Source organism: Acinetobacter sp. S40, assembly GCF_016624705.1.
Taxonomy (GTDB): Bacteria; Pseudomonadota; Gammaproteobacteria; order Pseudomonadales; family Moraxellaceae; genus Acinetobacter.
This window is the reverse complement of the sequence record NZ_JACVTU010000015.1, coordinates 41,267-61,274: the sequence shown is the minus strand read 5'-3', so window position 1 is coordinate 61,274 and position 20,008 is coordinate 41,267. Positions and strand designations below refer to the sequence as shown.

General features: G+C 38.9%; 18 protein-coding genes and 1 pseudogene. 14 read left to right on the top strand and 5 right to left on the bottom strand.

Going from position 1 to position 20,008, the window contains the following annotated elements; genetic code table 11:
* Window positions 1–120 precede the first annotated feature (120 nt).
* Complete coding sequence (locus IAE19_RS14470; protein ID WP_200461615.1) at window positions 121–582, top strand: DUF2750 domain-containing protein; 462 nt, start codon at window positions 121–123, stop codon at window positions 580–582.
* Here IAE19_RS14470 and IAE19_RS14465 read toward each other — a convergent pair whose 3' ends face one another.
* From IAE19_RS14465 to yccS, 4 genes are all read right to left on the bottom strand, one after another.
* Window positions 583–1,368: a YdcF family protein gene (locus IAE19_RS14465; RefSeq protein ID WP_200461614.1), complete on the bottom strand. Its 786-nt coding sequence runs from the start codon at window positions 1,366–1,368 to the stop codon at window positions 583–585. It lies immediately after the preceding gene.
* A gap of 143 nt (window positions 1,369–1,511) precedes the next feature.
* Window positions 1,512–4,175, bottom strand: coding sequence for a PepSY domain-containing protein (locus IAE19_RS14460; RefSeq protein ID WP_200461613.1), 2,664 nt, complete (start codon window positions 4,173–4,175; stop codon window positions 1,512–1,514).
* A 161-nt stretch (window positions 4,176–4,336) separates the two neighbouring features.
* A complete protein-coding gene (locus IAE19_RS14455; RefSeq protein ID WP_200461612.1) occupies window positions 4,337–4,897 on the bottom strand; it encodes a hypothetical protein in 561 nt (186 codons plus the stop codon).
* Window positions 4,898–4,982: 85 nt separating this feature from the next.
* Window positions 4,983–7,157, bottom strand: a complete 2,175-nt coding sequence (yccS, locus tag IAE19_RS14450) for a YccS family putative transporter (RefSeq protein ID WP_200461611.1) — start codon at window positions 7,155–7,157, stop codon at window positions 4,983–4,985.
* Window positions 7,158–7,306: 149 nt separating this feature from the next.
* On the opposite strand from yccS, the gene IAE19_RS14445 reads away from it, so the two are divergent.
* Entirely contained in the window at window positions 7,307–8,518 is a 1,212-nt protein-coding gene (locus IAE19_RS14445; protein WP_200461610.1) for a multidrug effflux MFS transporter, read from the top strand.
* A 59-nt stretch (window positions 8,519–8,577) separates the two neighbouring features.
* Here IAE19_RS14445 and IAE19_RS14440 read toward each other — a convergent pair whose 3' ends face one another.
* Window positions 8,578–9,285, bottom strand: a complete 708-nt coding sequence (locus IAE19_RS14440) for a nitroreductase (protein WP_200461609.1) — start codon at window positions 9,283–9,285, stop codon at window positions 8,578–8,580.
* Window positions 9,286–9,835: 550 nt separating this feature from the next.
* Between IAE19_RS14440 and IAE19_RS14435 the strand changes: the two genes are divergently transcribed.
* From IAE19_RS14435 to IAE19_RS14380, 12 genes and pseudogenes are all read left to right on the top strand, one after another.
* Window positions 9,836–11,209: a DcaP family trimeric outer membrane transporter gene (locus IAE19_RS14435; RefSeq protein WP_200461608.1), complete on the top strand. Its 1,374-nt coding sequence runs from the start codon at window positions 9,836–9,838 to the stop codon at window positions 11,207–11,209.
* Between the two features lie 490 nt (window positions 11,210–11,699).
* A complete protein-coding gene (locus IAE19_RS14430) occupies window positions 11,700–13,175 on the top strand; it encodes an alanine/glycine:cation symporter family protein (protein ID WP_200461607.1) in 1,476 nt (491 codons plus the stop codon).
* A gap of 240 nt (window positions 13,176–13,415) precedes the next feature.
* On the top strand, window positions 13,416–14,369 hold the full coding sequence (locus IAE19_RS14425) for a patatin-like phospholipase family protein (protein WP_200461606.1): 954 nt from the start codon (window positions 13,416–13,418) through the stop codon (window positions 14,367–14,369).
* Window positions 14,370–14,495: 126 nt separating this feature from the next.
* Window positions 14,496–15,158 (top strand): annotated as a pseudogene (locus tag IAE19_RS14420) (pseudouridine synthase).
* A 121-nt stretch (window positions 15,159–15,279) separates the two neighbouring features.
* Entirely contained in the window at window positions 15,280–15,663 is a 384-nt protein-coding gene (locus IAE19_RS14415) for a ribonuclease E inhibitor RraB (protein ID WP_200461605.1), read from the top strand.
* 126 nt (window positions 15,664–15,789) lie between these two features.
* On the top strand, window positions 15,790–16,236 hold the full coding sequence (locus tag IAE19_RS14410) for an SRPBCC family protein (RefSeq protein WP_200461604.1): 447 nt from the start codon (window positions 15,790–15,792) through the stop codon (window positions 16,234–16,236).
* 42 nt (window positions 16,237–16,278) lie between these two features.
* Window positions 16,279–16,626, top strand: a complete 348-nt coding sequence (locus IAE19_RS14405) for a DUF488 domain-containing protein (protein WP_200461603.1) — start codon at window positions 16,279–16,281, stop codon at window positions 16,624–16,626.
* A 71-nt stretch (window positions 16,627–16,697) separates the two neighbouring features.
* Window positions 16,698–17,042: a zinc ribbon domain-containing protein YjdM gene (locus IAE19_RS14400; RefSeq protein WP_200461602.1), complete on the top strand. Its 345-nt coding sequence runs from the start codon at window positions 16,698–16,700 to the stop codon at window positions 17,040–17,042.
* 63 nt (window positions 17,043–17,105) lie between these two features.
* The gene (locus IAE19_RS14395) at window positions 17,106–17,510 is read left to right on the top strand and encodes an NUDIX hydrolase (protein WP_200461601.1); all 405 of its coding nucleotides are present in this window, start codon (window positions 17,106–17,108) and stop codon (window positions 17,508–17,510) included.
* Window positions 17,511–17,652: 142 nt separating this feature from the next.
* Window positions 17,653–17,997, top strand: a complete 345-nt coding sequence (locus IAE19_RS14390) for a YegP family protein (protein WP_200461600.1) — start codon at window positions 17,653–17,655, stop codon at window positions 17,995–17,997.
* Window positions 17,998–18,160: 163 nt separating this feature from the next.
* The gene (locus IAE19_RS14385) at window positions 18,161–18,607 is read left to right on the top strand and encodes a YybH family protein (RefSeq protein ID WP_200461599.1); all 447 of its coding nucleotides are present in this window, start codon (window positions 18,161–18,163) and stop codon (window positions 18,605–18,607) included.
* 110 nt (window positions 18,608–18,717) lie between these two features.
* Window positions 18,718–19,911, top strand: coding sequence for a low temperature requirement protein A (locus IAE19_RS14380; protein WP_200461598.1), 1,194 nt, complete (start codon window positions 18,718–18,720; stop codon window positions 19,909–19,911).
* Window positions 19,912–20,008 lie beyond the last annotated feature (97 nt).

Sequence of the window (20,008 nt, the reverse complement as noted above, 5' to 3'; positions counted from 1 at the left end):
GTCTGCCTTACAAGCAGAATGTCGGCGGTTCGATCCCGTCAGCGCCCACCATATCTGCTTTATCTTGCTTTTTCTTTTCGCTTTTCCTAAGCTTTCGTTTATTTGCCTTATTATTAGCATATGCGAAATCCTTATCGACGTCCTGTTGTATCTACGTCATCTCATTTGATGAATGATCCTAAAAATTTATATAAGCAATTTATAGAAACGTTGGTTTTTCAAAGTCATGTGGTCGGTTTGTATGATGAGGGCTGGGCATTATGTGCGACGCCAAGCGGACAGCAGGCATTTGCAATCTGGCATAATAAGCGTCTGGCCAAACTCTTGCAAAAAGGAAGTTGGCAAAGCTATCAGCTTCAGGAAATTTCGCTTTTAACTCTAGTGCAGCAACTCATTCCCTATTTGCGTCAACAAAATACCTTGCTTTCTTTAAATCTGACTCCCGAAGGGCAAAATTTACTGGTCAAACCTGAAAGCTTTTTGGCAGATATAAAAAGCTTCCTTTATCAATTGTATGTAAAAAAGCCAGAAGTCTTTGCTGATTTAAAGTTGCCTTTACCTCGTTCTATTCGACTCAATTGATTAGTATTCATTGAGTACCCAACCACTTAAGTAAGCAAAATATTCACGTAGCCATGCGTTATAACGAATTAGAAGCGGGGTAGGTGCGGCAATCAAATAAACATTGCTATAGCCTTGTTTTTGAGCGATGGCTTTGGCACGAATAGTATGAAAGTCGCTGGTGACAATCGCAATGGGGTCAGTAAGCTGGATTTGATGATGTGTGAGAATAGCCTGACTATTTTTTAAATTAAGCTCTGTGCTAGTACTTTGATTCTCCAGCGCCATTTGTGCAAAAGGCAGTGCATAGTGTTGTTGTAAATATTGCGCCATGATGGCAGCTTCCGTCTTTGTTTCTCCAAAGTCTAAACCACCTGTCAGGATGAGTAACGCCTTTGGTTGAGTTTTGGCAAGAGGTGCTGCGGTATCTAATCGTTTTGCAAGCGCTGCTGAAGGTTTTCCATTTTCAATTCCGCTGCCCAATACAATAATTGATTTTACAGAGGGAATGGATTGGCTATTTTGGATTTGCACTGTTAAGAATATAAAGAATGCAAAAAGTGTGATTAACCAGACAATGAAGATTCCCCATCCGAAACGCCAGAATTTTTTTAGTTTAAGATGTTGCTTGAGCCATTGCTGGATCTGAAGATAAAAGGAAGCGTAAGCACAGAAAACAAGCCCGATCAGTAGGGGTAAAATTATTCCTAAATGAATTTTTCGATAGGATAAAAGCAATACTGCATCTGCAAATAAAATCAAACCAATAATAAATAAGCTAAGACGTATAAAAAAAATAGCGGACATATCAAATATTCTTATGTAAGGCTGGTAGCATCATAATCGAAACTAACTTTAGCAATTTCATTAGATAGAGTCGAATAAAAAAAGGGATATTCCAATAACTTAGAATATCCCTTCTAATTAATTGCAAATGTGGGTGATCTAATCTAGTAAACATCTCGACGGTAACGTCCATTTAAGCGCAACTCGTCCATTCGAGATTCACCTAAAATATTGTTGAGTACCTGATCGACACCGCTAGCCATACCCTCGATACTACCGCAGACATAAATCACGGCATCGCGATCAATCCATGCTTTAAGTTCTTCGGCCTGTTGTTGCAGCACATCTTGTACATAAGTTCGTTGTTCTTGATCACGTGAGAACGCTAAATCCAGTCGTTTAAGCATTCCCATATTTTGCCACGCTTCAATTGTTGTCTGATAAAAAAAGTCACAGCTGCGCTGTCTTTCCCCAAATATTAACCAATTTTCTGCGTAATCTTGACGAGTGCGTGCATGCAATAAACTCATTAAACCTGCAATACCCGTACCATTACCGATACAGATAATCGGACGGTTATCATCAATTAAATGAAAAGATTCGTTAGTCCGAATTCGTAAGGCAATAGGATCATTGATTTGAGTATGCTCGGTTAGCCAACCTGAACCGAGTCCAAGTTGACCTTGTTGATCATATTGTTGACGAACTGTAAGCCTTAAGAATAATTGTGTTGGAATGCTGGCGATCGAGTACTCGCGTGTAGGTAGGATCGGAAGCTGTTCAAGCAAATGTTCTACATTGGCAAAAGGTTCAATTTCTACAGTCAGATCTTTATCCCAAAGTGCGTGTTGAATAGAAATCGATAAAGATTCAACCTGTGTTTCAGGATGTACATGATAGTGTTGCAAAAACTGTTGAATGCGGGCTGGACTATTTCCAGGTTGAATTTCTGCAATATCTCCAGCTTGCCAATGGACTTCATGTTTAGGCGTTAATTCAATGTTATAGGCTGGTGCTCCGAGACTTTCAGGGTTAAGTAATGTGCGTTTATCCAGTATCCAGGTATCAAATGTCTTTTCAATACTCATGGATTGAAGCTCAAGTTTACTTGCTTTGGCTAAAGCATCATTCCAGCGCTGAATATCATCATTGTTGCCATTATTAACTTCAATTAAATCAAATAATGGCTCAGCCCCCGATTGTTTTAACCACTCATCTACGCGATGCCCAAAACTACAGTAGGTATCTGGATATTCATGTGAACCTAAAGCCAATACGGCATAATGGATATGACTTAAATCTATATTCGAGCTTAAAAACTTTTTCTCAAAACCGCTGGCCAAATCAGGCGCTTCACCCGTGCCATAGGTACTCACTACAAATAAAATCTGTGATGTATTTTTAAGTTCATCCTCAGTTAATTGTTGTACAGATTTAACGGTAACAGGCTGATGGGCTTCTTGGAGACTGGTGGCTGTACGCCATGCCAATTGTTCGGATACGCCTGTCTGGGATGCATAAGTAACGAGCCATGGTGTTGCATTGGGATCAATATAATGATCAGCGAGCTGATTACGTGCAGCTTGAGTCAGCCGTTTCTGCTTACGGCGTTTCAGGTAAAGCATCCAACCTGTCACAAAAAATAATGGCATTGCCAATGAAGCCAGCATGGCAAAAAACTGATAAACAGGACCGAAGAAGCTACCTCGATGCACAGGCAACATACTGCTCATGATTTTTTCATTAAGCTTTTTATCTTGGTACAGCTCTAGTTTTTCAAATTTTTGAGTTTGATAATTATAAATTGCGCTATTACGTGCGCGTTCATGCTGTGCAACTGGATCAACAAAACTAAGTTCGATTGAACCATCTGCTTTTTTTGGTAAATTGAGCGTTAATGTTGAATAATCACGGCCAATTTTCTGATTAAAGTCTGTCCATGTTTGATTCAGGGCTTGCTGGATTTGAACAGAGGATAAAGCTGATTGATCTCGCTCTGCTTGTCGTGCACTTGATCTTTGTGTATTCGGCTGATGATTGCGCTGCATGATTTGTGTTGTATCATTTGCAGATTGTGGACGACCGCCATGTTCCTGATTTTGAGTGTTGGAACTACCTGTACGTTCTTTAGTGCTTTCCTGCATCTGCGGTTTGGGTTGTTCAACCCCCATGACTTTAAACATGCCACTACGCCACCAGTCATATGACCAATACAATCCTGTACATGCCAAAATTAGATAGAACACAACGACCCATGTTCCAACGACTGCATGTAAATCCCAAATAAAATTACGTCCCTTAAGTTTGGGTTTTACAAACAGCCATTGGCGTAGAGAATGTTTTTTCGGCCAACGCAAATACAGTCCACTTAGCACGAAGAAAATCAGCATCAGCGTACATGCACCTGTAATTTGTTTTCCTACAGGGCCAAAGGTAAGCGTACGATGAAGTTGCTGCACAAACTGGAAAAAACCTCGTCCCTTGATTTCTGGTAAAACTTGAGCGGTATAAGGATTGACCATCATGTTGTAGCCACGACGTTCACCTTCTTTCGCGATATTTACCGTAGATGAAGCTTCTGGATCTTTGGCAATGGTAATACTGTTGATTTTTATACTGGGATCCTGATGGCTAAAGTGCTGATAAAGCTGAACAGGGGTGAGTTTCGGCTGTTGTTGAGCTTGTACCACATAACTATCTTGATTGATCCATTTTAGGATTTGTTGTTCGTAGGAGTAAATTGCTCCCGTCACTCCCATTAATGAAAGAATGAGCCCAGCTGTAATCCCTAAAAACCAATGAACCTGAAAAAACGTTTTTTTAAACATGGTAATAGACAATATTTTAAGCGACGTAAGTGAGAAAATTATAATGGAATATTACGGAGATACTATGGATTTTGTAGATAATATTAATTTTCATTATCATTTATTATTGCATCTATAAAAAAACCTCCATGAAGGAGGCTTTTTATTGAGATGACCGAACTTTAAATGCTTTTAGGTTCGCCAACAGTTTCAGTCAAATGCTTACGAATAGTATTAAATGAAAAATTTCTTGAATCCATACGTTTAGGTAAAATATACGCACCTTGTTGACCCTTTACCTTGAAATTCATCAGGATAAAATCAGGAGCATTATACCATTCATAAATATCCTTCCAACCAATGGTGCCGACACCTTCTTGCGCACCCATTTGTTGACGCATCACAAGACCATGAGGTTGTACGCCTAAACGAATACCTTTAATTTCCTGAACAGGAAATTCATTCATCTTGCGTTTTACATACCATTCAAGACCGTATTTACGAATCAAGAAGTACAACACCACACAGACAATGGCAACCCAACAAAATATAGTGGAATAGTTTTTTAATAAGACTATGCCAGCAAGAGATAATGCAACGACTACAGCCATTATAATCCATGCTTTTGTGCTGATTTTGTTGGTGCTACGCCAAATCATAAGCTGTGCATTGCGTTGTTCAGCTTCAGAAATTTCGTAGTTAACAGGCTGTAAAGTATAAGCGTATAGAGTTTTCGCGGTCATAGTGCAAATAGTGAGTTTCAAACTGATTGGAGTTTAGCATTAATTTAGCCAATCTCGTGAATATATTCTGCCATTTTACGGGGAATTATAATGATCCCAATTCGGTGGCATCATTATCCCGATCGTGACTTAGACTTTGTTTAAGTCGACTCAGCTGATTCAAAATGCTGAGCATTAGTGACAACTGCTGTAAAATAATTAAAGAGATCTGATCTTCCTTACTATTTTGTTTTAAGCGTTGTCGAATGGTCTGCAACATATTTTGTGAGCTTAAATCGGGGACTTCATCACGTAGAAGAGCCCCTTGAATATCATCCAGTGCCTGATCGAGTAAGTTTAAAATATCCTGATCCTGACTTTGCTCACGATGCGCGCCCAGCGCAGCAATATAACTTAGGAATGTGTGATTCAGGCATAAAAACTCAAAAGCCAGCGTTTTTTGATAAGGATCAAAATCAGGTTCTGTGGCTAAGGTCGAAATTAAAGATGCGACTTCTGCATCGGTATTATGCGCAGCACGACGTGCTATACGATAATTTAAGCCATTATCACGCCCATCGTGATATTGGCGGACGACATCTTTTAAATAAGTACATTGTGCTTGTAATGAGCGTTGAATGGTGCGGGGAAGGCGTCGAAATTTCCAGTCTGGCCAAATAAAACTCACACCAAACCACGCCAGAGCACAACCAATTAACGTATCGATGAGCCGAGGTAAACCCGCAGAAAAACCTGAACTGTCCAAGTTAAAATTAATTAAGGCCAGAATCGTAATAAACGCGGTGGCTTGTGCATATTGCTTACTGCGTAACTCAAAGAAAAGCACACCGCTAATGACCAATAACAGTAGTTGTCCTTCTAGTGACGGTACAAAATATAAAATGGCAAGCCCACAAATAATACCTGCCAGCGTTCCAACTACCCGCAGTCTTAGACGCCGTTTAGTTGCATTGAAGTTAGGTTGACTTACAAATAAAGCGGTCAGAAGAATCCAATAGCCATATTTAATACCCGTAATTTGTACAAAAATATAAGCAATGAGCAGCACGATTGATAATCGAATGGCATGCCGAAACAAGACCGACTCTGGGGTCAAGTTTTGTTTGATACGCGTGACAATATCACTCCAGCCTTTTAAGTCATCATCTTTCAATTGATGTTCAAATTGCTTGCTTTTTTCAAGACTGATGCTTCGTTCTGTTTCCAGATTACGTAATTGTGCGTCAATTGATTTTAGATTTTGATATAAGGCATATAATGCATTGACCCAGACCTGATCATAAAATTGTTCTTTCTGTAGTTTTTCTAGGGAAAGCTTTAGGTTTTCAAAAGCATGTTTAAAACGTTTATTATGAATATAGGGCTGACGTTTAAGAATACTCTGACTTAAATCCTGACAGGCCTTGCCCTGAATTGATAAAATGCGCTGGAAGCGAAATAAAATATCACTATGCTGAAATACTTTGGACAGTTCCTGATAGTTGATATGTGCTGAATCTGCGCGTTCATGAATATCCTGAACCACAAAATAATAATGCAGACTACGACGAGTATCTTTTTGTCCACGGTCACCCTTTAGGCGGGTAAGTAGGGCTGTTTTAGTATCGTTGAAAATGCCAATTAATTTGCCATTTTCCAATGAAAGATCAATCATGCTTTGTTGATAGCTTTCAGGTGTCATATCAACATCAAACAAATTAGACTTTGCAAATAAAAAGTTACCCAGAGCTTCATAACAAGCACTAAGTTTGTCTTGTAAAGGACGTACAGGAAAAAGTAAAAAGCTAATGGTTGAAATTACACCATACCATGCTGCCCCAATCACCAGTAACAGCGGTTGCATATACCATTCATCAAATAGATGCACACCCAGCATAGAATAAACTGAAACCACCAAACAACCATAAGAGATGGTTGCATAACGCCTTCCTAAAGAGCCTAATAAAATCCACCCGATACATGAGGCAATCAAGCCAATCGCAAACAGAAATGGATAGGGAAATAATAATTGAACGGATGCCGCAGTAATAAAGAATCCAATATAGGTATAGACTAGATTGAGAATTCGCACAGAAAAGCGATCATCAATATCACTTAAGCCAGCGGCGACAACACCCAAGGTTAAAGGAATAGTTGCCAGCTGGAAATCAAGGAAATAGGGAACAAATGCAGTACCGGCAAATGCAATTAACATGCGCAGGTTATACATTAATGTCGTATTATAGGTGGCTCTTCTGACATGCGCGAATAAGGGTTTCAAAGCGAATCCTTTATAACCAATGTGAAATGGGCTCAAATTTAGGTCAGCCCAAGAATTACGTTTGGAAAATACTTGTTCTATAGCCTGAATCATACTATGGACAGTGTTGGCTTGTCTTTACAACCACTATTTAAAATTGAAATGTAGATATGTCTGAAAATGGATCACGACAGCAGTATTCATCTGCTTGGATCATGCTACTGGCTTTACTGACTGCACTAGGGCCATTATCGATTGATATGTATTTGCCTGCTTTGCCGCAAATGGCGAATGATTTTGGGGTCAGTACCCAAATGATGGCAAATACACTTCCAGCATATTTCTTTGGTCTTGCTATGGGGCAACTGATTTATGGGCCGATTAGTGACCGCATTGGGCGGAAAAAGCCGCTTTATGTGGGACTCAGTTTATATGCGGTCGCTAGTCTATTGTGTATCTTTGCGACCAGTGAGTGGAGCCTGATTGCTTTACGTGTTGTGCAAGCATTAGGTGGTTGTGTCGGTGTGGTCATAGCCCGTGCAGCCATACGTGATCGACTTGATGTTCAAGGCTCAGCTCAGGCATTTTCCAGCATGATGATCGTCATGGGGATTGCCCCTATCGCAGCACCAGCACTTGGTGCTTGGATTCTTTATTTCTTTAACTGGCATGCAGTATTCGTTTTTCTTTCTGTAATGGGATGTCTTTGTCTGTTTTGTGTGCATTTCTTTTTTAAGGAAACATTACAACCTACACGTCGTCTAAAATTAACTTTCAATCAAATATTAACTTTATATGCAGCCATTTTAAAAGACAAAAGTTTTCGTTTCCCTATGTTTGCAGGTTGTTTAACAGGAGGAGCATTGTTTAGCTATATTAGTTCAGCATCTCCTGTTTTTATGGATATGTATGGTTTAAATCAGCAGCAATTTGCCTATGCCTTTGGTTTTAATGCGTTGGGGATTATTATCCTTTCATCGATCAATAAGCGTCTGGTGACGAGACTGAATACTATTCGGCGTCTAAAGTTAGGGGGCTTAATTCAATTTTCTGGTGCAGCGATTGTACTTTTGAGTGGTCTACTAGAACACGCGCCATTAGTCATGGTAATGCTCGGTTTATTTTTTGCGGTTTCAGGTTTGGGGTTTACTGGCCCAAATGCGATGGCGTTGGCAATGTCGCAGCAAGGCGCACGCGCAGGGACAGCCAGTGCTATTATGGGAAGTATGCAGTTTGCTGTGGGTTTGCTTGGTGGTTTACTACTTAATTTCTTGATCTGGACTTCATTGTTAAATATGGGAATTATGATGGTTCTCTTTACTGGAGCAGGTCTACGGGCAATTGCCAAAATTGCTGCACAGAGCAATCAACAGCAAGCTTGATTCTTCTGACAATAAAAAAACAGACCCAATAATGGGTCTGTTTTTTTATCTGCTATGATTTATTCACTGAGAAATACAGCAAAACTTTCAACGGGTTCACGTGGTGTAATAAAGGTATTCACAATATCGTCAGGATCGGCATAACCAAGCGCAATCGTACATACCAATTCCTCATCTTCAGAGGCTCCGACTACCTCCAACACAATGGGATGGAAATGATTCCAAGCTGCTTGTGGACACGTATCCAGTCCACGGGCTTTGGCTGCAACCATGACATTTTGAATCATCATGGAAATGTCCATTTTTGAACCGATGCCCATTGCCTTGTTGACAGTAAAATATAAACCAACAGGTGCATCAAACAATTTGTAGTTACGCAATTGTTGTGCAGCCATTTTTTCCTTTTCACCTTTCTGGATATTCAATAATCCATAGAGCCCCCAGCCATTTTCACGACGACGGTCAATAAAAGGCGAAATCCATTTTTCTGGGTAATAGGGAAAGGTTTCCTGATATTCACCCGCTTTTTCTGGATTAGCATAGATTGCTAATTGAGCTTCACATACCCGATTGATCATTTCATCACGTTTTTTTCCAGTGACGACATAAACTTTCCATGGCTGAGTATTGGTACCAGAAGGGGCACGGCTTGAAACCTCTAAAATGTCCTTAATGGTTTGTGGATCAACCGATGTAGGTAAAAAAGCGCGAACTGAATGTCTTGAACGAATTGCATTGTCCACGAGTTGAACTTGCTCGGGATTCATAGGAGTTCCTTTCTCATTAAGCTATAAAACATGTGCAAACTATAAAGGATATGAGGCCAATTTTTAACTTATTTTCTATTCAATTGATTATTTGATGGAAAATATGACTTACATTATGGTCGAGTTTTGACAGCCACATTGCAATGAGTTGAATCTCTTTAAAGTACAAAATATAAGCTTATCTGTTCATTTCATCGGATTATGTTGAGAGAATGATTAAATTTTCTTCAGAGTATTTCCAAAAAAAATTAATCAATTAGTCTAATATCATATTTGTACGTCTGTGTAGATTAAGTTTTTATGAAAAAATGTAAGCTTATGAATTTAAAAGACTAAATCCTTAAATTAAGCTTTTTTTTCATCACAAACACAATTTAATAGTAGAAAATAAACAAAAAACATCATTTTTTTGCATAATGTGCCCCTTTTTTAATTGTGACGAAATCTCCATACTCGTGGTGGGAGAAAGAGATGATTGAGATCTCAAGCTCCACAGGATGAAAAAACGGTTCATGATTAACCAACCAATAACAATGAAGGAAGTTCATACATGAGTTTACCCCTCATCAGAAAACAGTTTATTAAGCACGGTCTTGCAATTGCAACTGCTTCAATTATGGCATCTACAGCTTATGCGGGGACAAGTGAGCAGCAAGAAATCCAACAATTACGTTCAGAAGTCGCAGAACTTCGCGCATTGATCCAACAACAGGCAGCAACTCAAAAACAAATCGTGGCAGAACAAAAAGCTCGACCAGCGTATGTTACTCCACCTCCAGCCCCAGTTCTTGCACAAGCGCCAGCTACACCAGCTCCAGCCAATGCAAAACCAGGCTGGTTAACTTTGCCAGATGGTCAAACTCAAGTGAAGTTGTACGGAAATGTGCGTGTTGATGCAGCCTACGACTTTAAAGGTACGACAGGTGGCATTAACAATAAAACAGGTCTTGTTCCATTAAATAAAGACAATCCAACTGAAGATTCTTTGAATGTTTCTGCGGCGGCTACACGTATCGGACTCGATATTGCACGTCAAACCGATTTAGGTGAATTGACAGGAAAAATTGAAGCAGACTTCTGGGGGGATGGTACCTCAAATGCGGATGGAAAACTTCGTATTCGTCATGCTTATGTATCATTAGGAAAATGGTTAGCAGGTCAAACCACTTCTCCATTTGTCAACACTGATACCACGCCTGATCTGATTGACTTTACTGGGCCAATGGGGGGCGGTACTCAGCGTAACGTTCAAGTTCGCTTTACTCAGCCAATTGATGCAAACCAAAAAGTGTTAGTAGCACTGGAAGGTGGTGATGTAGAAAATGGTAAAACTGCAGGTGGTGGTCGTTTCCCTGCTTTGACTGCACGTTATGACATCAAAACCAGTGATTCTAAAGGCTTGCTACAAGTTCACGGTCTAGCACATGAAAATCGTGTATCCACTAACGATTCTAATGATGAAGAAAAATGGGGTTGGGGCTTAGGCGTAGGCGGTAAATATCAGGTTACTCCTCAAGATGCCATTATGGCGAACTATTATCATGTTAAAGGGGATTCGCGTTATATCCTGTACAGTAACCAAAATAATGCTGCGTATTATACCAGCGGAAATGGTACAACTATTGGCTATGATATCGAAAATAATGAATTTGATACTGCTCAAATCGGCTATCAACGTAATTGGTCACCAAAATTACGTTCTGCATTCTCTTTAGCGGGTATGTGGTTTAAAGATGACAACACGTATGCTGAGAATAATCAAGGCTACAACAAGACGCTTTATAATGCGATTGCGAATATCATCTATACTCCTGTAAAAAATGTGGATCTAGGCGCTGAATATACATTTGGTAAGCGTGAAACATTTGCAGGTGACAAAGGTGATCTATCTCGTATTAATTTCTTGACACGCTATAGCTTCTAATTAACAGAAAAATTTATAATTTATTTCTGTTTTAAAAAACCACAGATGCATCTGTGGTTTTTTTTATGGTCTAAAAATTTCATAAAATCATTTTTTAGGGGTGATTTTGTAATTTCTAAATTAGGCCTTAAATTGAATTCAGGCTAAGCGAGATTCAATTTATTTCATGCTCTCAGAGCATACTCTTACTACGTTGGCACAGTTTATTTTGGAGTTTTGTTGAACATAAGGACTATTGATCGTAGCGATACAGGAATTGAATTGCTAACTTTTGCGTAGAAATTATGCAGTTTTTTTTTGTGAATTTGATGAGCGCGACTGTCATTCAAGTTATTCTTAAGTTTTTTATGTCATAGTTAAAACTGTTTTAAGATCAGTTTAATTTGCAAATCATTAACAACAAAGTCTCTATGATTAGAGGCTTTTTTATTTGCTAAGTATTATTTAGGATAGCTGTCATAGCAATATGACAACAATAAGTGCTTTAAATATGAATGAACAATTAACCACAACCCTGATGTCATGGATCAGTTTTTTTAATGATCCTTTGTGGGATTTTCTCGTTATTTTTTTACTTGCTGCGGGTACATTTTATACCATCGCGACCAAAGCTGTGCAGATTCGTATGTTTTGGCAAAGTATCAAGGTAATGAAAGGCAGCCGAAAAGAGGGGGAAGATGAACACGGCATTACTCCATTTCAGGCATTTGTAACTGGGTTGGCCAGTCGTGTTGGCGTTGGAAATATTGCAGGTGTCGCAATTGCAATTGCGATAGGTGGCCCTGGTGCTGTTTTTTGGATGTGGGTTACTGCACTTTTAGGAATGAGCTCCGCATTTACCGAATCTACCCTTGCGCAACTTTTTAAGGTACGAGACAGTGAAACCAAGCAGTTTCGTGGTGGGCCTGCTTATTATATTACCCAAGGTTTAAAGAATAAGTTGTTTGGTATGGTGTTTGCCATTTCATTAATCTTTACATATGGTTTTGTTTTTAATTCTGTACAAATCAATGCGATTGCCAATGCTACTTCACATTCATGGGGATGGGATAAAGCAAATTTGACTTTGGGACTGGGTGGCCTAGATCTGGAAATATCCTGGGTTGGTCTGGCTTTGGTTGTATTGGTTGCGATTGCTATTTTCGGTGGGATTAAACGGATTGCCAAATTTGCAGAAATGTTTGTGCCGATTAAGGCTGGACTCTATTTGGCCGCGGCTTTATATATTGCTTTAATTAATTATGATGTTGTTCCTGAGGTTTTTAAGCTTATTTTCACGGAGGCTTTTGCATTTAAAGCAGCAGCAGGCGGTTTCTTTGGGGGGATGATCTCCATGGCAATGATGCAGGGCATCAAGCGTGGTTTATTTTCTAATGAAGCGGGTATGGGTTCAGCGCCCAATGCCGCTGCAGCATCTGATGTAAAGCATCCCGTAGATCAAGGTCTGGTACAGATGCTGGGTGTGTTCGTAGATACCTTTATTGTGTGTACGTCTACAGCCATGATTATTCTTATTTCAGGTGTATATCATGATGGTGGTGCGATTGGTGTTGAGATGACACAACGTGCACTCGAAAATGAACTGGGTAGCTGGGGAGGTGACTTTCTTGCTATTTTATTATTTTTATTCTGTTATTCGGCGGTATTGGGCAACTATGCGTATGCTGAAGGAAATATGCAGTTTATTAATAATAGTCCCAAAGTGATGTTTATCTTTCGTGTGTTCGTTTTGGTTATGGTGTACTTTGGGGCAATTAGTAGTGTACCGTTAGTCTGGTCAATGGCCGATTTATTTATGGGCATAATGGCGACCATTAACTTGACCGCAATTTTATTATTGACGCCGTTTGTAAAATCTCTATTAAACGATTATACGCTTCAACTGAAAAATGGTATTAAACAACCAGAGTTTAAAATAGATCAGCATCCTGAGATGAAGAAAAAAGTCGATTCTGATATTTGGTAATTTTCAGACTGATCTAATAAAAACCAGTTGGATTGATACCTGACTGGTTTTTTTATTTTATGCATAGAAAAATAGGCTTTATGTGCTGGATTTGATGTATATCACGAGAAAAGAACATAATAAAAAATTCAAAATTTTCAATATTTAACATATAAATATGACGTTTTAAATAATTTGATACAGCATTTCAAAACAGATCAGAATAAAATCGATCCAGTAAAAAAGTGGTCTTATCATGAAATGAAGTATCTCAATGCATGGATTTTGGGTATAGGTGTTTTGCTGGCAGGTTGTCAGCAAATGCCAGCATCATCTGAAACAATAAATGCCTTACAGCCTTTAAAAAATGCGCAGGAATCTGCGCTTTTCATGCCGCCTATGCCAACACAGCAAAATCAGCAGCACCCAAAAGTTGCTTTGGTTTTAGGTAGCGGTGGAGCGCGTGGCTATGCACATATTGGGGTGATTGAAGTGCTTGAGCAACATGGGATTCATCCTGATTTTATTGTAGGCACTAGCGCGGGCAGCATAGTGGGCGCAATTTATGCTAGTGGTAAAAATGCACAGCAATTAAAACAAATCGCCTTAAATATGAAAGTGGGTGATGTACGTGAAATTACCTTTGATCGAAAAGGTTTTTTTGATGGACAAAAAGTAGAAGATTTTGTTAATCAACAAGTGGGTGATACACCTCTGGAAAAGCTTAAAATTCCTATGTATGTGGTCGCAACTGAGTTGAAAAATGGCAAAAAAACAGTTTTCAATTATGGCAATACAGGACAAGCGGTAAGAGCATCTATTTCGATTCCAAGTATGTTTGTTCCAACGGAAATCGATCACAAAGAATATGTGGATGGTGGTCTGGTTAGTCCTGTCCCAGTGGATGTAGCACGCCAGTTAGGTGCTGATATCGTGATTGCCGTGGATATTTTGGCGCAACCCGCCTATACCCCAACCACCAATATTTGGGGTTTATTTAACCAAAATATTAATATTATGCAGAACCGTCTAGCTACCGAAGAGCTAAAACATGCTGACATTGTGATCCAGCCTGAACTCCATGAGAAAGCGCATATTTTTGATGTCAAAGAGCGTGAAAATACGATTTCTTCAGGGGAAACAGCCGCAATGAAAAAAATAGGAGATATAGAAACTGCCTTTGCAATGCGTCAGCAAAAGTCCCAATTGCAATAAATCTTGTTAGATTCTAAAGCTGCCTAAGGGTAGTTTTTTTACGGGTTTTTCCAGTGAATACACAACATTGACAGGTTTTCGCAGCATTGTTATCTTGCGCAAATTTTCCATTGTTTTGTGATTGGTATGTCTTCTCATCATTTTATTTATCAACCGCCACTTGACCCTTTAGAGACGGTTTATGAGGATGCTGATTTCATTGTGGTGGATAAACCTGCGGGTTTATTATCGGTTATGGGGCGGTTACCCCAACATCAGGACAGCGCTTATTTGCGTATTTTAAAACACTATCCTCATGCCAGAGTGACTCATCGTTTAGATATGGCAACATCAGGCTTACTGATGTTTGCTAAACACCGTCAAGCCGAAATTGCAATGGGGAAAATTTTTCAGGCCAGAACAATTAAAAAATATTATGTTGCTTTAGTGCAGGGACGGATTGTGGATAAAGGTTGTGTAGATGTTCCACTTATAACGGATTGGCCCAATCGTCCCAAACAAAAAGTAGATTATGAACAAGGTAAGGACGCGAAAACATTGTATCAACTGCTGGACTATGACCACGAAAACCAATGCAGTCGGATTTTTTTGGAGCCAGTGACAGGTCGTTCCCATCAACTGCGGGTGCATATGTAACATCTTGGGCATCCCATTTTGGGTGATAAACTTTATCATCCCACCCCTTTTGCATGTGCTTTGCAACGTATGGCTTTACATACTACTTCACTTACCTTCACACAGCCATTTTCTGAAGTTGAGGTTCAGCTTGAAATCAAGGTGCCTTTTTAGGTTTTCCCAATTCAATTGGGATTTAAATTTGACCAACAAAATCGGTGTAAATTCACTCCAAACTGACATAAAACTAGGTTAAGCTATTGAGGTATCACAATCATAACAATGGATAACGACAATGAGCCGCAACTACGAACTTTTTCCAGATGATGATAATGGCAATGTACTTTGGCAAATGATTGAAGATGGCAATGATCTTACTGAGCCACATGAGTTTGAATTTACAGTTGTATTCAAGACACAAGAACAAGTTGAAAAATGCGCCCTACATTTGCTGCATCAAGAGCAAAAAGTTTCTCTTTTTCAGGAAGATCAGCATGCTGATGGCTCTGACCTTTGGGTTTTAAATATTCATGTTACGATGATTCCTGAGCATGAAGACATACAAGACTTGGAAGAATGGTTTACCCGAATCGCGCAGGAATTTAATGGTGAATATGATGGCTGGGGTTGCATGAGCTATTTGTATGAATATGAAGATGACGAGCATCTTGAAAGTTAAATGCACTCAAAAGGGATATATTCGCTTTATAGATTTTGATAAAGGAATATATCCTTGAAATACTGGTCAAGTGTTCGACTTTGAATAAAAAATGAAATAAAAAAATAATAAGGCAGGAGAGACAACATGAGTGGTACAGTCACATTTCATCGCGTATTTAATGCTCCACCAGAGCGTGTTTATAGAGCATTTTTAGATCCAGAAGCACTGGTAAAATGGTTGCCACCACATGGTTTTACCGCCAAAGTACATTCGATGGATGCAAAGGAAGGCGGACAATACCGAATGTCATTTACCAACTTTTCTACGGGCTCAACGCATTCGTTTGGTGGAACCTATGTTGAGCTGATTCCTAACCAATTGATTCGGTATATTGACCAGTTTGATGACCCCGCATTTGCTGGAAATATGGAAGTAACTATTCAAATGAAAACGGTAAGTGTCGGAACTGAAATCTATATTACTCAATCAGGAATTCCAGAACTAATACCTGTTGATGCCTGTTATTTGGGCTGGCAAGAATCATTAACCTTATTGGGATGGTTGATTACTCCGGATATTCCTGATCAATAAAATGTTTTTAAAAAACGAATCCTGTTTTCAAGGATAATTAAAATGATCCGCATTAAACGTGCGTATGATGATCCGACAACAGATGATGGTTTGCGAATTTTGGTCGATCGAATCTGGCCAAGAGGTTTAAGCAAAGAAAAGGCGCATTTAGCCAAATGGTTAAAAGAAATAGCTCCGAGTACAGAACTACGCCAATGGTTTAATCATGACCCTGAAAAATGGCAGGAGTTCCAGCACAAATATACGCTGGAATTACAACATAATGCTGCTTTGCATGAACTTGAACAATTAGCACATCAACAAACTATCACCTTAATTTATGCGGCTAAAGACACTCAGCATAATAATGCTGTGGTGTTACAACAAATATTGAGTGAAAAATTGGGATAAATCCATACAAAATACAAGGTTTTTGATCTTTAGCTGAAATCCAGTCATAATAAGGTTTTTCGAGTTTTTTTATGTCTTTACCTCATTGCCCAAAATGCCAATCAGAATATACATATCAAGATGGCGACCTACTGATTTGTCCAGAATGTGCCAATGAATGGAAAGAAGGGGACGTTAGTTTAACGGACCCAGACAGCATCATTAAAGATGCGCATGGGAACGTTTTGGTGGATGGTGATAGCGTCACTGTGATTAAAGATTTGAAAGTGAAAGGTTCATCTTCGGTCATTAAGGTGGGAACTAAGGTAAAAACCATTCGACTTGTTCCAGATGCAAATGATGGACATAATATCGATTGTAAAATTGATGGTTTTGGTCAAATGAAACTAAAGTCAGAGTTTGTAAAAAAAGCATAATAATGATCAAGGGAGCGAGGTTCTCCCTTTTTTAGATATAAGTTAAAGATTAAGGAAATCAAAATGGCATTTTCTGATCAGTATCGAGTTGGAGCACATGCTGTTATTACCAATATCGACGGCAAAGTTTTATTGTTAAAAGCCAATTACGGAAATTTCGCATGGGGATTACCAGGTGGTGGCATCGATCCTGGAGAGACCATATTACAGGGACTACAACGGGAATGTGAAGAAGAATTAGGTCTGATCGTTCGGGTAGATTATTTGTCAGGGCTATATTTACATACTGATATTAATGCCCATGTTAGTATTTTTCGTTGTCATTTACCTGATCAAGCTCAGATTCAGTTGAGTCATGAACATTCCGAGTATGCTTTTTTTGCCATAGAGGAGTTGAGTCTCCTTCAAAAAAGACGTGTTCAGGATAGTCTGGATTTTAATGGGCAAGTGATCTTTAGAGCGTTCTGACCAACCATTGCTTTTTATTGATTTATATAATCAAAGTAAAAAAAAGAATAAAAAATAAGCTGATTCCTGCTAAAAAATCGTCTATATTTCATAAATAAAGTTTAAAAACAAAGCATAGAACAACACACAACAAGAGGTGATTATGGCTGGATGGTATGAGTTGAGCAAGGCAAAAGATGGTCAATATCGTTTTGTACTTAAAGCGGGGAATGGGGAAATTATTTTAACTAGTGAGCTTTATAAGGCGAAAGCCTCTGCTGAAAATGGTATTACTTCCGTACAGAATAATAGTGGGGATGATGCTCGCTATGAAAAATTAACTGCAAAAAATGATAAACCCTATTTTAATCTTAAGGCCGCAAATCATCAGATTATTGGGACCAGCCAGTTCTATGCTTCTGAACAGTCGAGAGACAAGGGCATCGAGTCGGTGAAAACAAATGGCGCAACGACGACCATAAAGGATTTAAGTCTAGCTGATTCTTAGTCAATTTTTTATTGATATTAAAACCACCTTTATGGTGGTTTTTTAGTCCTTCTTTTTTTAAAGATGAGTGTGCAATTTACCTGAATCGCACAAATTTTAACTGGTGAAAGATCTACTTTTTTGCCAAGCTTGTTGAGAAATAACAACAAAAAAGGGTTAGCGTGTGGACATTGAAATTATTGGTAACCAACAAAGTGCTAATGAGATCTTGGCTTTAACTCAAATATGGGAGCAGGCTTTAAACCAGCATGATCTTGCTGAAATGACTCAGGATTATGTAGATAATGTCAGCGTTTTTGATGTTGCGTTGCAAATAGAAGATGTACAAGCCTATCGTAAACTGTGGCAACAATGCTTTCCATATTTTGGTGATCATATTCAAGTGTTTCGACGAAAATTAACGATTTATGCTTCCGATCAAGTGGTATTTTTGCATTGTTATTCAAAAGTGCTGGGAGATGCTCAAACTTCGGCTGAAGATGTACCGTGGTGCCGCACAACAGTGGGCTTTTATAAAGAATCACAAAAATGGAAAGTGGTACACGAACATATCTCCATGCCTTTTGACTGTGAAAAGCAGCAACCGTTGTATATTTTGGCTGAACCCTAGTAAACGTAATTAAATCTTTAAATCAGTCGGGATGAAATAACTAAAAATTTAACCCTATTTCGCTTAGAATATTCCGTTTATGACATGCTAAACACAAAGAAATTTTAAAAATGAGCCTATTAGAATCATTTAAATATTTAGCCTTACGCCCAGTAGCTGCACGTGATCCCAAAGAACATCATCGTGTGGCAACTCCACTTGAATTATTATTTGACCTGATTTTTGTGGTTGCAATTGCTGAAGCGGGACAACAGCTACATCATGCAATAATTGAAAATCATCTCTGGAGTATGTTGCCTTATTATTTTATGGTGTTTTTCGCTTTGTGGTGGGCATGGATGAATTTTACTTGGTTTGCATCCGCCTATGACAATGATGATATTTTTTATCGGTTCATGACTTTTGTCCAGATTGCAGGTTCTCTGGTAATGGCGGCAGGGATTCCAGATGTTTTTCATCATCAGGATTTTGACGTTATTATTATTGGTTATGTCATTATGCGCCTGGCTTTGGTAACCCAGTGGTTTCGAGTTGCAAGGCACGATCCTCTGCATCGTACTGTAGCCTTGCGCTATGCTTTTGGCATTATTTTTGTACAAATCGGCTGGTTACTTTTTCATTTTTCACCCATTAATTTTACCGCGATTTTGTTTGTATTTATGGTGGTGCTGGAGTTAGGTGTTCCTGTTTTTGCGGAATGGAACAATCCCACATCATGGCATCCTCATCATATTGCGGAGCGTTATTCATTGCTCACCATCATCGTTTTAGGTGAGTCTGTTGTGGCTTGTTTTAAAGCCATTCAAGATGATTTAGCCACACATATTATTCATACTGACATTATATTGCTGATGGTCGGTGGACTCATGATGATGTTTACCATGTGGTGGGCTTATTTTGATCGGGATGCCCATCACTTACTCAAAAATAGTAAACAGGCATTCTTGTGGGGATACGGACATTATTTTATTTTCATCAGTATTGCTGCGGTGGGAGCAGCTTTGGCCGCCGCAGTCGATGTCGCTTTAGGTCGTGCAGAGATTGGTTCTCAGTTTATGCAGTATCTTGTTGCTGCAACCTTACTCAGTTACACCACCAGTCTTTGGTTACTCAATGAATTACCTTATTTATCTGGGATCAGACGCTGGTTATATCCTATTACAGCAATAATTATTTTTTGTATTCCTGCCATTTCACCAAATATTGGCTTAGGTGTTTTTCTCATGGCAGTTGTTTATGCATTGCGATTGATTTTTTCAAAATGTTATTTGGTAGAAAGGGATCCTAAATTACATTCTGATTAAGTCTTCATCTTATTTAATAAAGAATATTGATGAAAAAATTCTGATGATGAGTCTGTTTGATTCTATTTTTGTTCAAATGCTTAGACTACTTTGCACT